Annotated in this window: 17 protein-coding genes, 1 tRNA gene and 2 riboswitches; of the genes, 7 read left to right on the forward strand and 11 right to left on the reverse strand. The window is 41.6% G+C overall.

All coding sequences use genetic code 11. The features are described 5' to 3' along the window. Positions 1-685 precede the first annotated feature (685 nt). From GJU40_RS18515 to GJU40_RS18530, 4 genes are read right to left on the reverse strand one after another with little or no spacing between them, the layout of a single operon-like run. The gene (locus GJU40_RS18515) at positions 686-1,429 is read right to left on the reverse strand and encodes an ABC transporter ATP-binding protein (RefSeq protein ID WP_154309539.1); all 744 of its coding nucleotides are present in this window, start codon (positions 1,427-1,429) and stop codon (positions 686-688) included. After that, positions 1,429-2,424, reverse strand: a complete 996-nt coding sequence (locus GJU40_RS18520; protein ID WP_154309540.1) for an ABC transporter substrate-binding protein — start codon at positions 2,422-2,424, stop codon at positions 1,429-1,431. The genes GJU40_RS18515 and GJU40_RS18520 overlap by 1 nt, the downstream gene beginning before the upstream one ends. 13 nt (positions 2,425-2,437) lie before the next feature. Continuing rightward, positions 2,438-3,247 (reverse strand): ABC transporter permease, encoded by an 810-nt coding sequence (locus GJU40_RS18525; RefSeq protein WP_154309541.1) that lies wholly within the window; start codon positions 3,245-3,247, stop codon positions 2,438-2,440. Beyond that, positions 3,222-3,515 (reverse strand): MTH1187 family thiamine-binding protein, encoded by a 294-nt coding sequence (locus GJU40_RS18530; RefSeq protein ID WP_154309554.1) that lies wholly within the window; start codon positions 3,513-3,515, stop codon positions 3,222-3,224. The genes GJU40_RS18525 and GJU40_RS18530 overlap by 26 nt, the downstream gene beginning before the upstream one ends. A 94-nt stretch (positions 3,516-3,609) precedes the next feature. Beyond that, positions 3,610-3,719, reverse strand: a riboswitch (TPP riboswitch). A 139-nt stretch (positions 3,720-3,858) separates the two neighbouring features. After that, a riboswitch (TPP riboswitch) is annotated at positions 3,859-3,958 on the forward strand. A gap of 104 nt (positions 3,959-4,062) precedes the next feature. On the opposite strand from GJU40_RS18530, the gene thiT reads away from it, so the two are divergent. After that, positions 4,063-4,638 carry an energy-coupled thiamine transporter ThiT gene (gene thiT, locus GJU40_RS18535; RefSeq protein ID WP_154309542.1) on the forward strand — a complete coding sequence of 192 codons (576 nt, stop codon included), beginning with the start codon at positions 4,063-4,065 and terminating at the stop codon, positions 4,636-4,638. 988 nt (positions 4,639-5,626) lie between these two features. Here the strand turns inward: thiT and floT are convergent. From floT to GJU40_RS18550, 3 genes are read right to left on the reverse strand one after another with little or no spacing between them, the layout of a single operon-like run. Beyond that, positions 5,627-7,165, reverse strand: a complete 1,539-nt coding sequence (gene floT / locus GJU40_RS18540; protein WP_154309543.1) for a flotillin lipid rafts scaffold protein FloT — start codon at positions 7,163-7,165, stop codon at positions 5,627-5,629. An 11-nt stretch (positions 7,166-7,176) separates the two neighbouring features. Further along, on the reverse strand, positions 7,177-7,710 hold the full coding sequence (locus GJU40_RS18545; RefSeq protein WP_212029902.1) for an NfeD family protein: 534 nt from the start codon (positions 7,708-7,710) through the stop codon (positions 7,177-7,179). A 4-nt stretch (positions 7,711-7,714) separates the two neighbouring features. After that, entirely contained in the window at positions 7,715-8,404 is a 690-nt protein-coding gene (locus GJU40_RS18550) for a PspA/IM30 family protein (RefSeq protein WP_170289455.1), read from the reverse strand. 177 nt (positions 8,405-8,581) lie between these two features. Between GJU40_RS18550 and GJU40_RS18555 the strand changes: the two genes are divergently transcribed. After that, a complete protein-coding gene (locus tag GJU40_RS18555; RefSeq protein ID WP_154309545.1) occupies positions 8,582-8,908 on the forward strand; it encodes a hypothetical protein in 327 nt (108 codons plus the stop codon). Positions 8,909-9,088: 180 nt separating this feature from the next. Here the strand turns inward: GJU40_RS18555 and GJU40_RS18560 are convergent, their stop codons facing one another. Continuing rightward, on the reverse strand, positions 9,089-10,015 hold the full coding sequence (locus tag GJU40_RS18560; RefSeq protein ID WP_154309546.1) for a DMT family transporter: 927 nt from the start codon (positions 10,013-10,015) through the stop codon (positions 9,089-9,091). A gap of 109 nt (positions 10,016-10,124) precedes the next feature. After that, entirely contained in the window at positions 10,125-10,916 is a 792-nt protein-coding gene (locus tag GJU40_RS18565; RefSeq protein ID WP_154309547.1) for a CPBP family intramembrane glutamic endopeptidase, read from the reverse strand. Between the two features lie 273 nt (positions 10,917-11,189). Here GJU40_RS18565 and GJU40_RS18570 point away from each other — a divergent pair, with 273 nt between their 5' ends. Further along, on the forward strand, positions 11,190-12,824 hold the full coding sequence (locus GJU40_RS18570) for an AMP-binding protein (protein WP_154309548.1): 1,635 nt from the start codon (positions 11,190-11,192) through the stop codon (positions 12,822-12,824). Positions 12,825-13,040: 216 nt separating this feature from the next. Then, a complete protein-coding gene (locus GJU40_RS18575; RefSeq protein WP_154309549.1) occupies positions 13,041-13,538 on the forward strand; it encodes a DinB family protein in 498 nt (165 codons plus the stop codon). A gap of 49 nt (positions 13,539-13,587) precedes the next feature. On the opposite strand, the gene GJU40_RS18580 is transcribed toward GJU40_RS18575, so the two are convergent. Next, a complete protein-coding gene (locus tag GJU40_RS18580) occupies positions 13,588-13,938 on the reverse strand; it encodes a hypothetical protein (protein ID WP_154309550.1) in 351 nt (116 codons plus the stop codon). Positions 13,939-14,167: 229 nt separating this feature from the next. Beyond that, positions 14,168-15,562 carry an L-cystine transporter gene (locus GJU40_RS18585; RefSeq protein WP_154309551.1) on the reverse strand — a complete coding sequence of 465 codons (1,395 nt, stop codon included), beginning with the start codon at positions 15,560-15,562 and terminating at the stop codon, positions 14,168-14,170. Positions 15,563-15,765: 203 nt separating this feature from the next. Between GJU40_RS18585 and GJU40_RS18590 the strand changes: the two genes are divergently transcribed. From GJU40_RS18590 to GJU40_RS18600, 3 genes are all read left to right on the forward strand, one after another. Then, on the forward strand, positions 15,766-16,122 hold the full coding sequence (locus GJU40_RS18590; RefSeq protein ID WP_154309552.1) for a hypothetical protein: 357 nt from the start codon (positions 15,766-15,768) through the stop codon (positions 16,120-16,122). Positions 16,123-16,255: 133 nt separating this feature from the next. Next, positions 16,256-16,328 (forward strand) — tRNA-Ala (locus GJU40_RS18595). A 217-nt stretch (positions 16,329-16,545) separates the two neighbouring features. Next, the gene (locus tag GJU40_RS18600) at positions 16,546-17,160 is read left to right on the forward strand and encodes a YesL family protein (RefSeq protein ID WP_154309553.1); all 615 of its coding nucleotides are present in this window, start codon (positions 16,546-16,548) and stop codon (positions 17,158-17,160) included. The last annotated feature ends 673 nt before the right edge of the window (positions 17,161-17,833 follow it).

The following is a 17,833-nucleotide window of genomic DNA, read 5'->3' on the forward strand; positions in this document are numbered from 1 at the left end:
TAGGCACGCCGCCAGCGTTCGTCCTGAGCTAGGATCAAACTCTCCAATAAGATTGTTTGACTTGCTCATAGTAAAAATTTAAAACTAGATTTAACGTTGACGTTCTGCTTTGTTTAGTTTTCAAAGATCATTTTTAGTTTGTCGTTTTGAAGCGACTTAATCAATATAACACATACGGTATTGAGTGTCAATATTTTTTTAAAATATTTGTCCGTATGTTTCTTTCGCCTGCCTTCAGCAAGTCTTGCTGCTCATTAGCGGCGAATAAAAATATACCATGTATAAATTAAATACACAAGTACTTTTTTCTATTTTACATTTTAAACTTTTTTAATTAACTCTGTTGATATTGGAATAGCAGTGTTTAGCTTAGATTTTTTATTAGCATAAGTATTCATTTATCGTTAGTAAATCAAACAACAAGCCTTATTATGCGGAAGCACGAAAATATGCATTGGGGTTTTGACAGTATCACAAAAAGGTAATTTGTATCAACATCGTTATTATCGTAAACAAATTTTTAAAAAGTGATTTCTCTATATTTGTTTGGCAAGCCACTGACTATGTGCCACTTCCCTCCATGCTTCATTGAAGATGTTTTGCACACTTATAAAGAAAAAGCAGCGGACTTCCTATAACGAAATCCTGCTGCAGGAAATATAATTAAGAAATTCCTTTTCTGTCTTTACTTAAGATGCATCAGCAGTTCTTCTTTTAAATGGAGAAATTCCCGCGTCAGAAAAAATTGTCTGTCTCTGGGTCTGTCCGCCATAACTTGACGATTGGCCACAACTTTTCCAGGACGCTTGGATAGGGCATAGATTCTGTCTGACATAAAAATGGCTTCATCAACATCATGGGTAATCAGCAGGACCGTTAACTTTTCAGCAGAACAGATATGCAGCAGCCATTCTTGAAGTTCCATTCGGGTAATTGCATCTAATCTTCCAAAGGGTTCATCTAAAAGCAGCAGTTTTTTACCCGTCAAATAGGTCCTCAGAAAGTTAGCTCTCTGCCTCATTCCTCCTGAAAGCATAAAGGGGTAGCTGTCCTTAAATCCTGCCAGCCCAAATTTTTCAAGAAGTTCCCCTGCTCTTTCCATCGCTTCTTTTTTGGGGATTCCGGACAGTTCCAGGGGAAGAATGACATTGTTGATGATTGTTCTCCACGGAAATAAAACATCACTTTGCGGCATATATGCAGCAACGCCTACTTTTCCGGCAATATCTTCTCCTTGATAAGAAAGTGTACCGCCCGTTGGGAGCTGCACGCCTGAAATGATATCCAGCAGAGTGCTTTTTCCGCATCCGCTCGGTCCAATGATACTGATAAACTCCCCCTGTGCTACCTCCGCATCCACAGATTCCAGTGCAATGACTTCCTCGGCCGCACCTTCATATACCTTGGATATATTTTGCAAACGAAGCATTACTGATTCCCGTCTGGCAGAAATTCATTTGTAAATGCTTTTTCAGGGTCAATATTATTTTCTATCAAACCTTTTTCAAACAGCCAATCTGCGTATCTTTTCCAAACTTCTTCCTCTTGAATGCCCCAAGCTGCAGCATCTCCCTGGTATCTTGGGCTTAACCACTCCTGACTCGCCTTCACCAGCTCTTTGTTAATGTCTGGCACTTCCTTGATCAGGATGTCAGCCGCTTCCCCGGGGTGTTCAATTGAAAAGTTATATCCTTTTGCAGTAGCTTCCATAAAGTTACGTATCAAATCAGGATTTTCTTGAATGTTCTTTTCATTTGTCGCTATCACAGGTGTGTAGTAATTTAGGGCAGGATCAATATCTTTCAAGTAAATCAGGTTGAGTTGGATCCCCTGCCGTTCCGCCTCAACTCCGTCCCATCCCTGAAAAATCCACTGAATGTCTGTATCTCTCCCGATAGATTTAAAGAAATCTGTCGCACCCAGCGTAATTTGATTCACTTTCTGATAATCGCCGCCATCTTTTTCTACTACCGCTTTCAGGATAGCTTCCTCGGTTGCTGAACCCCAGCCTCCGTAACGTTTATTTTCAAAATCCTTCGGGCTTGTAATGTTGGATTCTTTTAATGAAGCAAATGCTGAAGTATTCTCCTGAATAATTGCTCCTACTGAAACGAGCGGAATGCCGCTTGCTCTTGCCTGAGTAATGTTCTCCTGAAAGCTGATTGCGAAGTCAGCCTCCCCTGATGCCGCAACTTGCTCGGCACTTACTCCGTCTCCAGGCTCCATAATCTTCACTTCAATTCCTTGATCCTCGTAATATCCCTTTTCTATAGCTGTATAAATTCCCGTATGGTTCGTATTAGGGAACCAGTCCAGCATTAAGGTGACTTTTCGAAGATCTTCCTCACCGCCGCTTGTTGGTGATGAACAGCCAGCCAGCACTAATAGGATAGTTAATATGATAGTAAAGCTTATTTTTTTCATGTTTTCCCCCTGGTTATTTTCTATATTTTAATTCTTTTGTTTTCCATGGCATACTCAGTTTTGCAATGTATTCAATAAGAGAAAATACAGCCAGACTCAGCATGACAATCAAAAATATAATGGCAAACACTCTTTCAGTTAAAAAAGACTGTGATGATCTTGTCAATAAAATTCCCAATCCTTTACTCGATCCCAGCCACTCACCAATGACGGCACCCATTACACTGTAGGTACCTGCAATTTTAAGACCTGAGAAAAAATGAGGCAGTGCTGAAGGAAGCTTTACTTTTAAAAAAATTTGTTTCCCGGTGGCTCCCATGGTATTCATGAGTTTCAGCATATCTCTGTCAACAAGCCTTAAGCCTTCAACTGTATTAATAGTAATCGGAAAAAAGCATACAAGCGCCACAACCATAATTTTCGGAAGCATCCCGAATCCGAACCATATAATAAACAAGGGAGCGAGGGCGATAATCGGCACAGTTTGTGAAATGACCAGCAGCGGATAAATCGCTCTTTTCATTATAGTAGAAGAATCAATCATGACAGAGATGAAAAATGCTGCTATTACTGCCAGGATTAAGCCGGCAGCTGCCTCTGCGGCCGTATGCCCAATATGACCCCAAATTCCGGTATCCATTGAAAACAGCGAGGATGCTACAGCGCTCGGAGCAGGGAGAATCCATCTTTCAATTTGGCTTATATATACAGCAGCTTCCCAAAAGAGCAGTAACAGCGTGACTGCTAGAGCGGGCAGAAGTGAGCTGCTGTATGCGGAAAACTTCTCAACAGTACCCTCAGCGGTATTTTTTAAGCTTTTCATCCATTGTTACACCTGTCACAGGGCGGTAATGTATTTTCAAATGCGTCATAACCTCTGATGCACCCGCTGAAATGCAAGCCTCCTGCGCTTCTTTCACAATATCAATCAGCCTGTCCAGTTCTCCTTCCATTACTGTTTCCATTGCTCCTACTTCGTAAATGACACCTGATTTTTCAACAACTTCAATAGCCTTGTCGACAAGATCATATGTATGCTGTGTTCCCAGCGGCTTTGGAAGCACCTGAAATGCTACATGTACATTTGCCATGTATTCCTCTCCTCTCGTTGTTTTTGGCGAAAAAGAAAAGGCCGCCCAAAAGGGCAGCCTGTCAGTCAGCAGAATATTCAGCAAATGATGGATTGTTCCTTGCTGCTTCATATCCCTCCGCTGGCATTACCCAGATCAGGTTCATGGGTCGATACCAATCAGTATCCTCTCAGCCAAGTTCACTCAGCTCCCCGACGCATTTTCAATTTTCATGTGAACTATAACAAGTATCTCTATAATTGTAAAGGTTTTCTTGCGGATTATGGGAAAACATATAAAAAGAGAAATAACTGTTGTCGAAATTTGTATTTTCCTGTATAGTAATCATTAATAATATATTCGCATTAACCACAAGGGGAGCCACCGGCTGAGAGTGAACATTCCGTTCTGACCCTTCGAACCTGTTAGTTCATGCTAGCGAAGGGATGTGGAAGTGGATTCTCATTATGTGACCAAAGCAGTACGCGGAACCTACATCCATATTCCCCGTATTGCTTTTTTTATTGTCAGGAACTAACTCCTGGTTGATGCGGGAGAGGACTATTTTATGAACAACAAGCGTTTAACTTTCATGATAGAAGTCAGTATACTGACTGCCCTTGCCTTTTTGCTGGATCTGCTCTCAGGAGTGGTAGGCCGCTTTTGGGCTCAAGGAGGATCTATCTCTCTGGCAATGATTCCCGTGTTTCTTCTTTCTTTCAGATGGGGCCTTAAAGGCGGATTAGCCTCCGGATTCCTGCTCGGACTGCTTCAAGTGGTTTTGGGTACAGCTTATATTGCCCATCCCGTTCAAGCCTTTATCGATTATTTTCTGGCCTTCACTTTAGTCGGAATGAGCGGATTGTTTTTCAAAAATATTCAGCAGCACTTAAGCTCCGGAAAACTAGCATTACTGAATTTATATATTATACTGGCTGTTTTTCTCGGAAGCGTGCTTCGTTATGCAGCTCATGTAGCTGCAGGGGTAGTATTCTTCGGTGCTTATGCACCCGAAGGAACCCCTGTACTAGCGTACTCCCTTGGATATAATGCTACCTATATGGTTCCTTCATTTATAGTATGTGCCATTGTGTTGGTCCTGCTGCTGTCTACTGCTCCAAGACTTGCTGCTCCGAGAAAATAAAATACAGAACTGCAGATAAACTCTGCTTGAGTTTTCTGCAGTTTTTTTTATTTTCGGAAAGCTGGCGGAGGCTGTTAGGAATCTAGCAAATGGTTTAGGTATGGGGCTTTTGGTTTTGGTTTTGTTATAGCAACGTAAAAATACTATAACAAAGCAGACCCTTTTATTATAGCATCTCGGAATTTTCCCGATATCGTATAACAAAGCTAGGGGTTTTGTTATAGTAACTTGAAAATACTATAACAAAGCAGTGCCTTTTGTTATAGTATCTTGGAATTTTCCCGATATTGTATAACAAAGCTAGGGGTTTTGTTATAGTAACTTGAAAATACTATAACAAAGCAGACCCTTTTGTTATAGCATCTCGGAATTTTCCCGATATTGTATAACAAAGCTAGGGGTTTTGCTATAGCAACTTGAAAATACTATAACAAAGCAGTGCCTTTTGTTATAGTATCTTGGTATTTCCCCGATATCGTATAACAAAGCTAGGGGTTTTGTTATAGTAACTTGGTATCTCGCCTGTCACTGCTCACTGCAATGTATCCTTACAGCACCCTTAGAATCTATAAGATTAGCAGCTCTATAAATTACCATTAATTATGCGAGTTTTTGACATAATTTCAGGAAAGATTGAATCTACTAGAACATAGAGAAGTTTCCTGAACGGAGGTTATGTAAGATGCTCTTTTTTATGGTTTCAACCTATTTTTTATCACTGGCTAATTTTCTTTATGGCTATAAAGAAGCCATCCGAATCAGTAATGAACATGAACATGTAAACGGCTGGGGGTTAATTTTGTCTTTGCCGTTCGCTTTAACCTTCGCTTATTTCGCTAATTTTTTCTACCATCAGCTTTAGACCTCTGCAACTAAATGATGTTACTAAATAAAACGACTCCCTATCTGATGCTGCCCTGATCATGCATGCTTGGTTACCGTATAAATTGAAAACAGCCTGCAGATACCTGCAGGCCATCCCAAACTCTTATACTTTTTGCTCTTCAGCACTGCTTTCCAATCTAGATTCTTTCAGTTCTCTTGATATGTCATCAAGGCTGGGACGAATGGTGCCTTTTCCTGCAAAATTTTCGATAAGATCTTTTACATCAATGCCCGAAGAGGCTTTTAGTGATTCCTGCAGCGTACTCATTAAGTTTGTTGCATAGCCTGTTACCTTATTTGCTCCCCCGTTACCGTCACTTCCTCCAGTATCAACAACTGTAATTTTATCAATATTTGAAAGCGGGCTTGCAATCTCTTTTGCATATTCAGGAAGCATACGTATCACCATATCAAGAATGGCGGCCTGGCCGTACTGTTCAAAGGCTTCTGCAATTTTTTCCTTCGCTTCGGCTTCTGCAAGACCCTTCAAGCGGATGATTTCAGCTTCCGTTTCACCCTGCGCTCTCTGAGCTTCTGCATTGGCAACACCATCAATGCGGACTCTTTCTCCTTCCGCTCTCGCCATCGTCTCGATTCTGTACTGATGGGCTTCAGCTTCGGCAAATTGTTTCGATTTTTCTGCCGCTGCAGCCTGTTCAACGGCATATCTGTCCGCATCTGCCTTTTTCTTTACTTCAGCATCATATTGCTTTTCGCGGCGGAGAATTTCTCTTTCTTCCAGCTCAATTTGTTTTTGCCTTTCGATAATGCGGATTTGCATTTCCTGTTCAGTTACTTCCTGTTTCGCACGGGCTGTTTCAAGATCGTATGCTTGGTCAGCAAGTGCTTTTGCCGTATCTTGTTCCCTGCGGAATTCAGCCATTTTCATTTTATTCGTTTTTTCTGCTTCTGCAATTTCAGTTGCACGTTCAAGCTCAGCTCTTTTCGCATCCTTATCAGCCTCCGCACGTTTAATGCGGGTTTCTTTGTCTGCTTCTGCCGTAGCGATGTCAGCATCTCTTTTCACCTGAGCAATCCTTGGTTTACCAAGAGACTCCAAATATCCGTTTTTATCCCTTACATCTTTAATGGTAAATGAAACGATCACCAAGCCCATTTTCGCGAGATCCTGTGACGCTACTCTTTGTACTTCTTGTGAGAACTTTTCCCGGTTTTTATAAATTTCTTCCACTGTCATAGAACCCAGAATTGATCTCAAATGACCTTCAAGAACTTCCCGGGCTTCCTGTTCACGGTCTTCTTTTGCCTTGCCAAGAAACTGTTCTGCCGCTGTGGCAATTTCACTGATGGAGCCGCCGATTTTAATAATGGAAACTCCATCCGCCATAACAGGAACACCCTGTTCTGTATACACTTCTGGTGTTGAAACCTCAAGCTTGCTTGAGAGAAGGCTTAACGGTTCTGCCTGCTGAAAGACCGGCAGGACAAAGGTTCCTCCCCCCCTCACAATTTTAATTTTATTTCCGATTTCATCCCTGTGAACATTTTTGGAACCAAGGTAGCTTCCCGTCACGATTAGTGCTTCATCAGGACCGGCAGTACGGTACTTCGTAACAAATACACCTAATAATGCGATAATAATAAAACCGACTACTCCTGCAACAATCCAAATTGCTGTCATGCTTTTTCCTCCTAAATTAGGTCTTCTAACTTTTCATATATTGACACATACAAGATACCATTTTTAATGTCTATAATAATCACTTCACTGCCTGAAGGGACCGGGATGTCTTCAAAGCTGGCAGCAGGCTTGGCAATGGAGCCGCTGTTGCTCTTGAGCAGCACTTCACCATATCCGTTAACCGGTATAGATGTAAGAACTTCCCCCACTCTTCCTTTTAAATCCTCATCAAAATACACCAGAGATTCTTCAGCAGACGCAAGCGGAATCAGGACGAACACGTTGAGTATAACCGTAAAAATAAATGCAGCAGTCAAACTGATGCAAGCTGAAAAAAATGTTCCGGTTAGCTGAATTCTTTCAAGCAAATAGCCTCCTGCGGAAAAAAAGGTGAAAAATGAGAACAAAAGAACGGGCTGAATACCTGCACCTTCCAACATGCCATCCAGCACATCGCCGAACAAAATGTACAAAAATGTAAGACTCCCGGAAAGAATAAGGGCATACAAATATAAACTTTCAATTGAATAGCCTAACAATTCCATAGGCTCAGCCTGTCTGTTCGTCTTCTTTATTCAGCTGCTGCTTCAGCTTAAGAAGCTCCTGTTCAACCTCATTGTCCGCCTTTAGTTCAGCAAACTCCTGATCCAGGCTTTTATATGATTCATTCAGCTCTCCGGCTGCCTCTGCTTCAGCTTCATAGCGGAGCACTTTTTGCTCCATTCTCTCAAATCCTTTTTTAGGATCAGCTGAACCTCCAGAGTCCAGGGATTTGCTGTGAAGAGAAGAAAGTACTTTTGCAGATTGTGCTCTTGCCTTTAAAGACTCTCTTTTTCTCTCCAGTTCTCTGAACTCCTTTCGCATGACTGACAGCTTGTTAACCAGCTCCGTCCTTCTTCGGGATGCTGTGTCATGCAAGGAGGACAAATGTTCTGATTCTTTATTCAAGTTTGCTTTATCTTCCAGCGCTCTCCTGGCGAGTTCTTCACGCTCCATCTTTAGGGCTTCCAGCGCTTGTTCTTCCCGCCTTTTGATACTGCCCCCTATATCTGCAAGCTTTTTATGAAGAAGTTTCTCCTCTGCCATCATTGAAGCGGCAGATCTTTCAAGCTCTTTCATTTCATATTCCATTTCCCGAAGATAATGATCCACCATTGATACTGGATCTTCAGCCTTGTCTATAAGTGTATGCAGCTCAGACGCAAGAACTGTTTTCAACCTTTTAAATAATTCGAACATCCCCACTCCTCCTTTTGTTGTTCTACCTGTAATACGGATATCAATTCCAAAAGTTTCAAGAATTATAGAAATATTTCCAAAACTCTCCATAGTTCCCCTTCCTTGTATACAAGCACAGGCAAGCCTTGCTATTGCTGAATAAGATACTTTTGTATTTACTTTAGAAAGGAGGAGCATATGGCAGCTAAAACATTCAATAACCAAACAGGCGCGACTTTCCAAATAACTTTATTCGGAAGACAGGGTGATCAGCCATTCAACCAAGGAAGCACAGCTACGTTTACTTTGTCTCCATTTCAGAGCTTGAACGTGCAATATGGAGATCCGGCAAACCCGTTCCTGAATGGACTTTCATTATTCACCACTTACCAGGGAGACCTCTACAGTAAGGTGCAATTTGTTTTGCAACGTGAAAGCCCTCTGGATAACCTGCTGAATACCAATGACACAATTACCATTACTCAAGTTCAAACAGACTTCATACTATCTGGAAGCAACCTTTAAACGGGTCAAGGAAGACTCCTGCCCCTTTAGGTTATAATGAGTAAGAATTCTCTTTTTCCCAGCAAAAAAGAGGGAGTACCGATAACCGGACTCCCTCTTACATTTCAAGATACAGTGCAAAGTAATATTCAATAAGATCCCATGAACATCATCCGGCTTGATAATGGTATTTCAATTGGTCTATCCCTGTATTATTTTCTTAGCTGATTCATCTCTCAGGGGTACTTTTTGATTTCTCTTTCCCGCAGCAAAGAACAGAATTCCTGATATTATCAGCAGACTGCCCGCCGTTTGGGCAATACTGAGGGTTTCTCCAAACAAATAGTAGGCAAGTATAATGGCTCCAACGGGTTCAAATAAAATAAACACCGAAACAGTGTTTGTGCTAATCCACTCCAAGGCCCAATTAAACAGGGAATGCCCCAGCAATGTGGGAATCAGAGCGAGAAGCAAAAACCATTTCCAGTCACCCGCCGAAACGGGGACAAGCGGTATGTTTGTGAAAAGGCAGTAGAGTAGAATTGTCATTGCACAGAAACTGTACACAATGAAGGTGTAGGCTGTAAGACTGTGCCGCTTTCGTACTTCCTGCCCAAATAACAAATATGCTGTAATCATGGCACACGCAGCCAGGGCCAGAAAATCACCCCATAATGCAAGCCCGCTGACAGTAAAATCACCCCAGCTTATTATAACGCTGCCTATAATCGCAAATCCGGCACAAGCGGCTTCCTTCCAGCTTACGACTTCCTTAAAAAACAAATAAGTGCCTGCAAATGCAAAGAGCGGCTGCAGGGTGACAAGCACAACCGAGCTGGCCACTGAGGTATATTGTAAAGATTGAAACCAGAGGACAAAGTGAAATGCAAGAAACACTCCGGCTACAGCAGAATAAAGCCAATCCCGCCTGCTAAAGGTTCTGAGTTCGGGGAGGGAATGTTTCAGAAAATAAGGCAGCAAAAGCAGCACCGAGAAAAACAGCCTGTAAAAAGCGGTAACCGGAGCTGGTGAGCTTGATAATACAACAAATATTGCTGATGTAGATACAGCCAGCACACCAATACATAAAGCAATATAAGGATACAGCTTTCCTTCAGGTCTGCCCATTTTCGTTCTCCCCCTTACCTTGTATCCTCCGGTTATTTTCAAATGACTGAAATCCTTACAGCACTGAATCAATGCACTGCCTGGATATCTAAAGTGTTACAGATGATCTTTAATAGAATATCGGAATGACCAGCAGCTGCATTGAGATATGAGTAACCATATGAGCCAGCATCGAATACTCAATACCTTTTCTCCAATATAAATATCCATACAACAATCCGCCTGCACCATTTAAAATGAATCCCCGAATAACCAATCCGGAGGTCAATTCACCAAAAACCATTTGAGTAGCCGGAAAATGGGCTGCTGCAAATAATACTGATGATAATATGATTGCACTCCAATAATATTTGCCGGAAATTGTTTCCTTTGTCAGTTTGAAAATTTTCATCAATATCCAAACAATTAACGACATGAAGAAAAGTCTCATCACTATTTCTTCAAAAACTCCGCCATAAGTAATTCCTGCTAGTAAGGCTAGTAAAGAAAACTCCGGCTGCAGTTCTGCAATCAAAGGATCTTGATATTGGTAATAAAATCTATCATAACTCATAAGAACAAAACTTAATATGACGCCGCTGATCATTGCTAAAATAATGTACCTCTTATTCAATTGGAAACTGTTTTTAGTAAATACAGATTGCAGAAAGTGTAACGAAAAACCAGTCTTCCCTGCCAATACAATACCAATGAAACTCAGAACAAAAGAAACAATGAATAGCTGCACTGAGACCAGCAGCTGCAACCCGGCTATCGGCAAAGGCAATTCAGCCATCATTTCATTATATACGTCCGGCATCGTCTCTTTGACCATTTCAATCTGATAGGGCACAGCAAACAATCCTGCAATAAAGCAAATCGCTGCCAGTAACAGTGAGATTTTTAAGTTTGTTTTTTTCATTTGGTTTATCCCCCTTTGAATTCATCATATGTGTCCCCTGAACAGCAAATAATGATTCTGATATACAGCACATATGAATAAGCCAGCAACCAGGCTTTCATACCCTGACATTCCTCACCTTTAATATTATCACTTTTGATAATATAACTATATCTTAAACCACTTTTTTTAGCTGCACAATTACTTCTTCCAGAAATCTGTAGAAAAGTAAATTAATGAAATATTCAAAATATATTGTATAATAGTATTGACTACATATTATAAGGAGGATTTATGGACCCTTTATTACATGTAACAGTTGGCGGGCTTTTAAAAAATACAGCAGATTCCTTTACAGACAGGGAGGCTGTCATCTATTCAGCAGAAAGTATCCGTTATACGTATGGAGAATTTTATGAGGAAACATCCAGGGTTTCCAAAGCACTGATGGGATTAGGAATCTCAAAAGGCGATCACGTTGCTGTGTGGGCTACAAATGTTCCCCAATGGCTCCTCTTGCAGTTTGCAACTGCAAGAATTGGTGCAGTTCTGGTGACTGTAAACACAAGTTATCAAGCAAGCGAGCTTCATTATTTACTTCAGCAATCAGATGCAAAAGCACTTTTCCTGATTGACGGCTACAAAGGCACTTCTTATCCTGACATTGTCCATAGTATGATGCAGTCTTCCTCTGCTTCAACATATCATCCGCTTCCAGAACTTCAGCATCTTGTTTACATAGGAAAACATCAGGCTCCGGACAATATGATGAGCTGGCAGGAAATGATGCAGTACAATTCCGCTGTTACTGATGAAGAGCTTTTAGAAAGGGAAGCTGCACTCTCCCCCCATGACGTTATCAATATGCAATACACCTCAGGCACGACTGGCTTTCCCAAAGGCGTTATGCTGACTCATCATAATATCGTAAATAATGGTTATCTCGTTGCCCGGAATATGAAGCTGTCAGAGAAGGACAAACTCTGTATCCCGGTACCTTTCTTCCATTGCTTTGGATGTGTGCTTGCGAACCTTGCCTGTGTCTCTGCCGGTGCTGCGATGGTACCGATTATTGAATTTGATCCTGAACTTGTTCTTCAAACCGTACAGGATGAGAAATGCACCGCCCTTCATGGAGTTCCGACCATGTTTATTTCGGAATTGAACAGCGAAACATTCTCAAGCTTTGATTTGAGTTCCCTTCGGACGGGGATAATGGCCGGCTCTACATGCCCGATTGAAGTAATGAAAAAAGTTATGGAAAGCATGGGCATGTCAGAAATCACCATCGGATACGGACAGACAGAATCATCCCCGGTCATTACACAAACAACTGTCACCGATTCTGTGGAGAGAAGAGTTGAAACTGTAGGAAAAGCTCACCCTCATGTAGAAGTCAAAATCGTTCAGCCCGGAACAGGGGAGGAAGTGCCTCCTAACACACAGGGTGAACTTTGCACAAGAGGATATCTTGTGATGAAAGGATATTATAAAATGCCTGAAGCAACCAGAGAAGCAATTGACGAAGACGGTTGGCTTCATACCGGAGATCTTGCCGAAAAGGATGAAGACGGCTATGTAAGAATTACAGGCCGGCTGAAGGATATGATTATCAGAGGCGGCGAAAATATTTATCCACGAGAAATTGAAGAGTATTTGTACCGGCATCCGGATATTATTGATGTTCAGGTCATTGGAGTTCCCGATCCAAAGTATGGTGAAAAGGTCGCTGCGTGCATGATCATCAGGGAGGAAGCCTCTCTGTCAGAACAGGAGATAAAGGATTTCTGCAAGGGGCAGCTTTCCTTTTATAAAATTCCGGAATACTGTTTTTTTGTAAAGCAATACCCGATGACAGCTTCAGGTAAAATCCAAAAATTCAAGCTCAGGGAACAAGCATTGAACTGGATTTCCGAAACAGCTAAATAGGCTGCAGGAACCGCATTTTGATTTTTGGAGTACCACCGAAGAGCGAATTCCCCATCTCTTTCATCTATTTATCAGCTGTAGTGCTAGCCTGATTTTCAAAATAGCGGGAGCCTCCTGGCACTATTGAAGCCTCAAATAGATAAGCAGAAAGCTTCCATTCAGCGAGGTGGGTCAGTGTTCTGTTACAATGAGAGTACGAGAGAGGAGGCGGTCCATATGATGGAGCATATGCAATCGATAAGAGAACAGCTGCTTGCTGAAACAGCGGATTTGTCCAGCGAGGCATTGAACATGAAGACAATTGAAACGCAGTGGAGCATCGGGCAGGTTATGCACCATATCTATCTGTGCGAATGCGTAATAACAGACACGCTCAAAGATCAGATACAATTTGCAGAGAACAAAACAGTGCCTGAAAAAGATTTAAGTGTGGTAGCCGACCGGAGCAGAAAAGTTGAGGCAGCTGCTGCTCTTGTTCCAACAGCGGAAGAAATTCAACGTGAAGAAATATTGACTCAGCTTGAAGAAGCAAGGAGAGATTTACTTAATTTTTCGAACTTGTTAGAAAGAGAAGGCAGCCTTGAACAAAAAGCCCTTAAACACCCGGTAATGGGAAATCTATCAATTAAACAATGGATTGAATTTGTCGGTTATCATGAAAAGCGCCATTTGCTGCAAATTCAGGAATTAAAAGAGACCTTGTCTGTACAATAAGGGAGAGTAATCTGCTCTCTCTTTTTTTGCGGCAGCACAATAGTTCTTTTTATCTCATCTTCACCTTTCCCGTTTCTTTATCCACTGATAAAATAGAAGATTGGTATACTCTGCCGCTTCCAACAATAGCTTCTGACCACTTCGCTTCGCACAGATAGTGAGTGATAGTTTCTGTCTGATAAAAAACGCCTATCTCGGATTTTCCCTGGCGTTCTAAATAACTGCTGATCAGCAGCAGAGCCTCTTCATCGGTTATTACTCCGTCACTCAACACTTCTTCAAGCAGTTTTTTGCTGGCATGATCTTTAAAAATGACAGCAGTAATCTCCTGCTGATCTTTAAAGAAGAATCCGAAAAGCAAAAGCAAACATATCACAACTATAGCCCCAGCCTCTTTCATTTCATGCCTCCATAGGTAAGTATCTATTTATATCATCGGCCTTTTTTATCATTTTTGAAGCAGAAATTGTCAGATTATATTAAAAAGAGGCTGTTTTCAATTTATATCAATTACTTCTATTATATAGCCTCCCTGCAAACACTCTATCAAGCAAGGTTAACATGTTACTTTTTTTACAGCACAAACAAATAAAGAAAACCTGCCCTGGGGGACAGGTTTTCTCACCTTTTTATGCTTCTGCTTCTGCTTCTGTTTCTTGCACTGCGTTATACATGTTTGTATCCAGTTCTTTTGTGACACGGCCTGTCAGTACTCCTGCTGTCATGCTTCCGCTGACATTCACTGCAGTCCTCCCCATATCTATGAGCGGTTCTACCGAGATCAGCAATCCTGCAAGAGCAACAGGCATATTCATTGTGGAAAGGACAAGTAAAGCTGCAAACGTAGCTCCTCCTCCTACGCCTGCCACTCCAAATGAACTAACCGCAACAACGGCAATCAAAGTAAGCAGAAAGACAGGATCTAGAGGATTTTGTCCAACCGTTGGTGCAATCATAACTGCCAGCATGGCAGGATATATACCTGCACACCCGTTCTGCCCGATTGATAATCCGAAGGAACCTGCAAAGTTTGCAATTCCTTCAGGTACACCAAGCTGCTTTGTTTGAGCTCTAATGTTCAGCGGCAAGGTACCTGCGCTTGTTCGGGAAGTAAACGCAAAGGTCAAAACAGGAAGTACTTTTTTCAGAAAAGTAACCGGATTTAATCCTGCGATTGCCAAGAGAAGCAAATGAATAGCAAACATCACGATTAAAGCCACATATGAAGCTGCTACAAATTTCCCCAGCTTCATAATTGCGTCAAAATCGCTCAATGCGATTGTTTTGGTCATAATGGCCAGTACACCGTACGGAGTAAGGCGCAAAATAAGCGTCACAACTCTCATAATGATTGTGTAAAAGGCATCCACAATCTTTGCAAACAGCTCAGCTTGTTCAGGTGTTTTACGCTTTGCACCTAAATAAGCAGCACCGAGAATGACTGCAAAAATGACAATAGCAATGGTAGAAGTCGGTCTGGCTCCTGTAAAATCCAAAAACGGATTCGCTGGGATAAGTTCTAGAAGCTTTTGCGGGAAAGTTTGGTTTTGTATTCCACCGTATGTTTCTTCCAGCTGTTCTGCACGGGCTGACTCCGCTTCACCTTGTTGAATTTGTACTGCCTCCAAGTTGAAGCCTATTGCTGAAGCAATCCCCACAGCAGCGGCAATTGCTGTTGTGCCGACTAAAATGGCCAGAATAAGTCCGCTGACTTTCCCAATATTGTTTGTCAGCTTCATCTTAGTGAACGCACCTAAAATAGAAATAAAAATCAGCGGCATAACGATCATCTGCAAGAGTTTTACATAACCTGTTCCTGCAATGTTGAACCAGTCTGCAGAAGCCTGCAGCACTTCTGACTCCGGCCCGTAAACGAACTGAAAAGCGAAGCCAAGAAGGATCCCCAGCCCTAAAGCTGTAAATACACGCTTTGAAAAGGAAATATGTTTTCTTTGCATAAAAAACAAACCAAGAATAAATAAGATCAAAACCAAGACATTTATAATAACAAGAAAATTGTTCATACTTTCTCCTCCTTTACTAAAATTAACCAATGAACATAACAAACTATAAATCAATAAAACCTATCAGTCAAGTCGGATTAGTTGAGAAAAGGATTTCTTTATAGATTATTATGACAGCCCTCTTCCTATGACATATTTCTATCTTTAAAAATAGGGAAAACGGGTACATAATGATTAGAAAGATTGAAGGAGGCTGATTCATAATGGCATCGCAAACAATTCAGGAGCTGCTGGCCGGCGACACTGACATTCTCACATTCTACAGCGAAGCAGATAATCTCTGGGAGCAAATATGGGCAGACAAGCTTAGCGAAAATGAGGAAGGGCTTGCCCAGCTTCTCACAGATTATCAAACTGTTTTCGAAGACCGCTGCGGAGGGAAAACACTGGGCAGGGAAGTGATGGCCTATTCAGGATACGGATACCTATACTCAGCGAATCAAGGATTTGAAAATGATCATCAAGCCAGAAGGCTTCGTCAGGCATTTCCGAGCAGCACCTGCTCGCTTGAAGTGAAAGCCGCTGCATTAAAGGCTGCTGATGTGTATCACTTGGCTTAAAACAGGGGCCATCCCCCTGTTTTCATTTTTTTACACCACTTTCCACTGTAAACGGATGCCCATTTTCATAAAATTATATTGACAGTTGAGTCTTTAAGAATTATTATATGATTACGACGTTAATTTACATCATGGGGAATTAGCTCAGCTGGGAGAGCGCTACGCTGGCAGCGTAGAGGTCAGGGGTTCGAGCCCCCTATTCTCCATTATTGAAAAACCCTTGCCCAGCAAGGGTTTTTTTGTTGTCTTTACATCAATTATGAAAGAAACTCCTGTCTGGAGTTCCTTATTAACTTTTTGCTGTTTACTAAAAAGATTGGTGTTTCACCCCTTGCTGCAACATACTACACAAGGATTATGCGAAACATTGAAGGTTACGCCTCAAATGGAATGCTGTATAATAGGTAGAGATGGGGTGAAAAAATGAAATTTTATCAATCAGATTTTTATAAAATTATGGAAACGATTTCAAACTTTTTTATTCTTAATATACTGTGGCTTCTGTCTTGTATACCAATCATAACTATTTTTCCTGCTACCTCTGCACTATTCTCTGTTGCAAGGCAGTGGCAGCTTAAAAAGGAAAGAAGTGTTTATTCAGCCTATCTGCATGCCTTCCGGAAAAATTTTCTCCAATCACTTGGTGCATGTCTAATATGGTTCTTGATTTTATTGATCCTGGCTGCTGACTATTATCTTGTTTTTCGTTCAGGCATTATGGATGCATTTGTCTTCAAAACCATATTTTTTCTATTTTCAACTATTTTCACGATGACCAGCTTGTACTTATTCCCTGTGCTGGTACATTACAAGACTAGTACAATCAGTATTTTTAAAAATTCACTGCTTCTCGCAGTAAGCCAGCTGCACATGACCATCCTTCTCTTTTTGCTGGCAGGACTTGCAGGAACCGTACTTTATCTTTTTCCTTTTCTCTTACTCGCTCTTCCAAGCTGCACAGCTTACGCCATTTATTACTTATGCCGCCGGGTCTTTCAGAAGATTGAAAGATATCAGCAGCAGGAAACAGCCCTGTAATAGACGCCGCAATAGTTATCAGGCATTTATGATGATTGCCCGATACAGCGCAATAGCACCGGCTTGTTCAATGTAATCTTTCAAGCTTTTCATTCTCATACTCTAGTCAAGGTACAACATCTCCTATAAATCTCTCAAGCAAGATAGCCGACCTGCAGTGCAATGAAGCGGAAGACACTTGACTCCTGCGGGAATAGAGGGAAGGCTGAGACCCCGCAGGCGCAGACGAGGTGGTTTTTATAGATGAACCCCATATAACGTACTTTTATGGGGTTAAAAAATGGAGTCATACAGTGAACCAGTTTTGTGAAAGAGATACAATCCTAACTGATGGCACGATAGATATCACTAAAGGAAAAACAAAGCACTTGCAGAAAGATTGTATCAATTCTAAGGATAATCGAGATTGAATAAAAATCGGCAGGAAAGTTAGTTAAACTATAAGAAACGGGCTTGTTCAATTTAATCTTTCAAGCTTTTCATTCTCTTACTTCAGTTAAGGTACAACGTCGCCTATAGATCTCTCAAGCAAGATAACCGACCTAGAGTGCAATGAAGCGGAAGACACTTGACTCCTGCGGAAATAGAGGGAAGGCTGAGACCCCGCAGGCGCAGACGAGGAGGCTCAGATCCCTCCCCGCGGAAAGCAAGTGTCTGCAGCGCAATGGAACGG

It is taken from the genome of Metabacillus lacus (genome assembly GCF_009674805.1).
Classification (GTDB): Bacteria; Bacillota; Bacilli; order Bacillales; family Bacillaceae; genus Metabacillus_C; species Metabacillus_C lacus.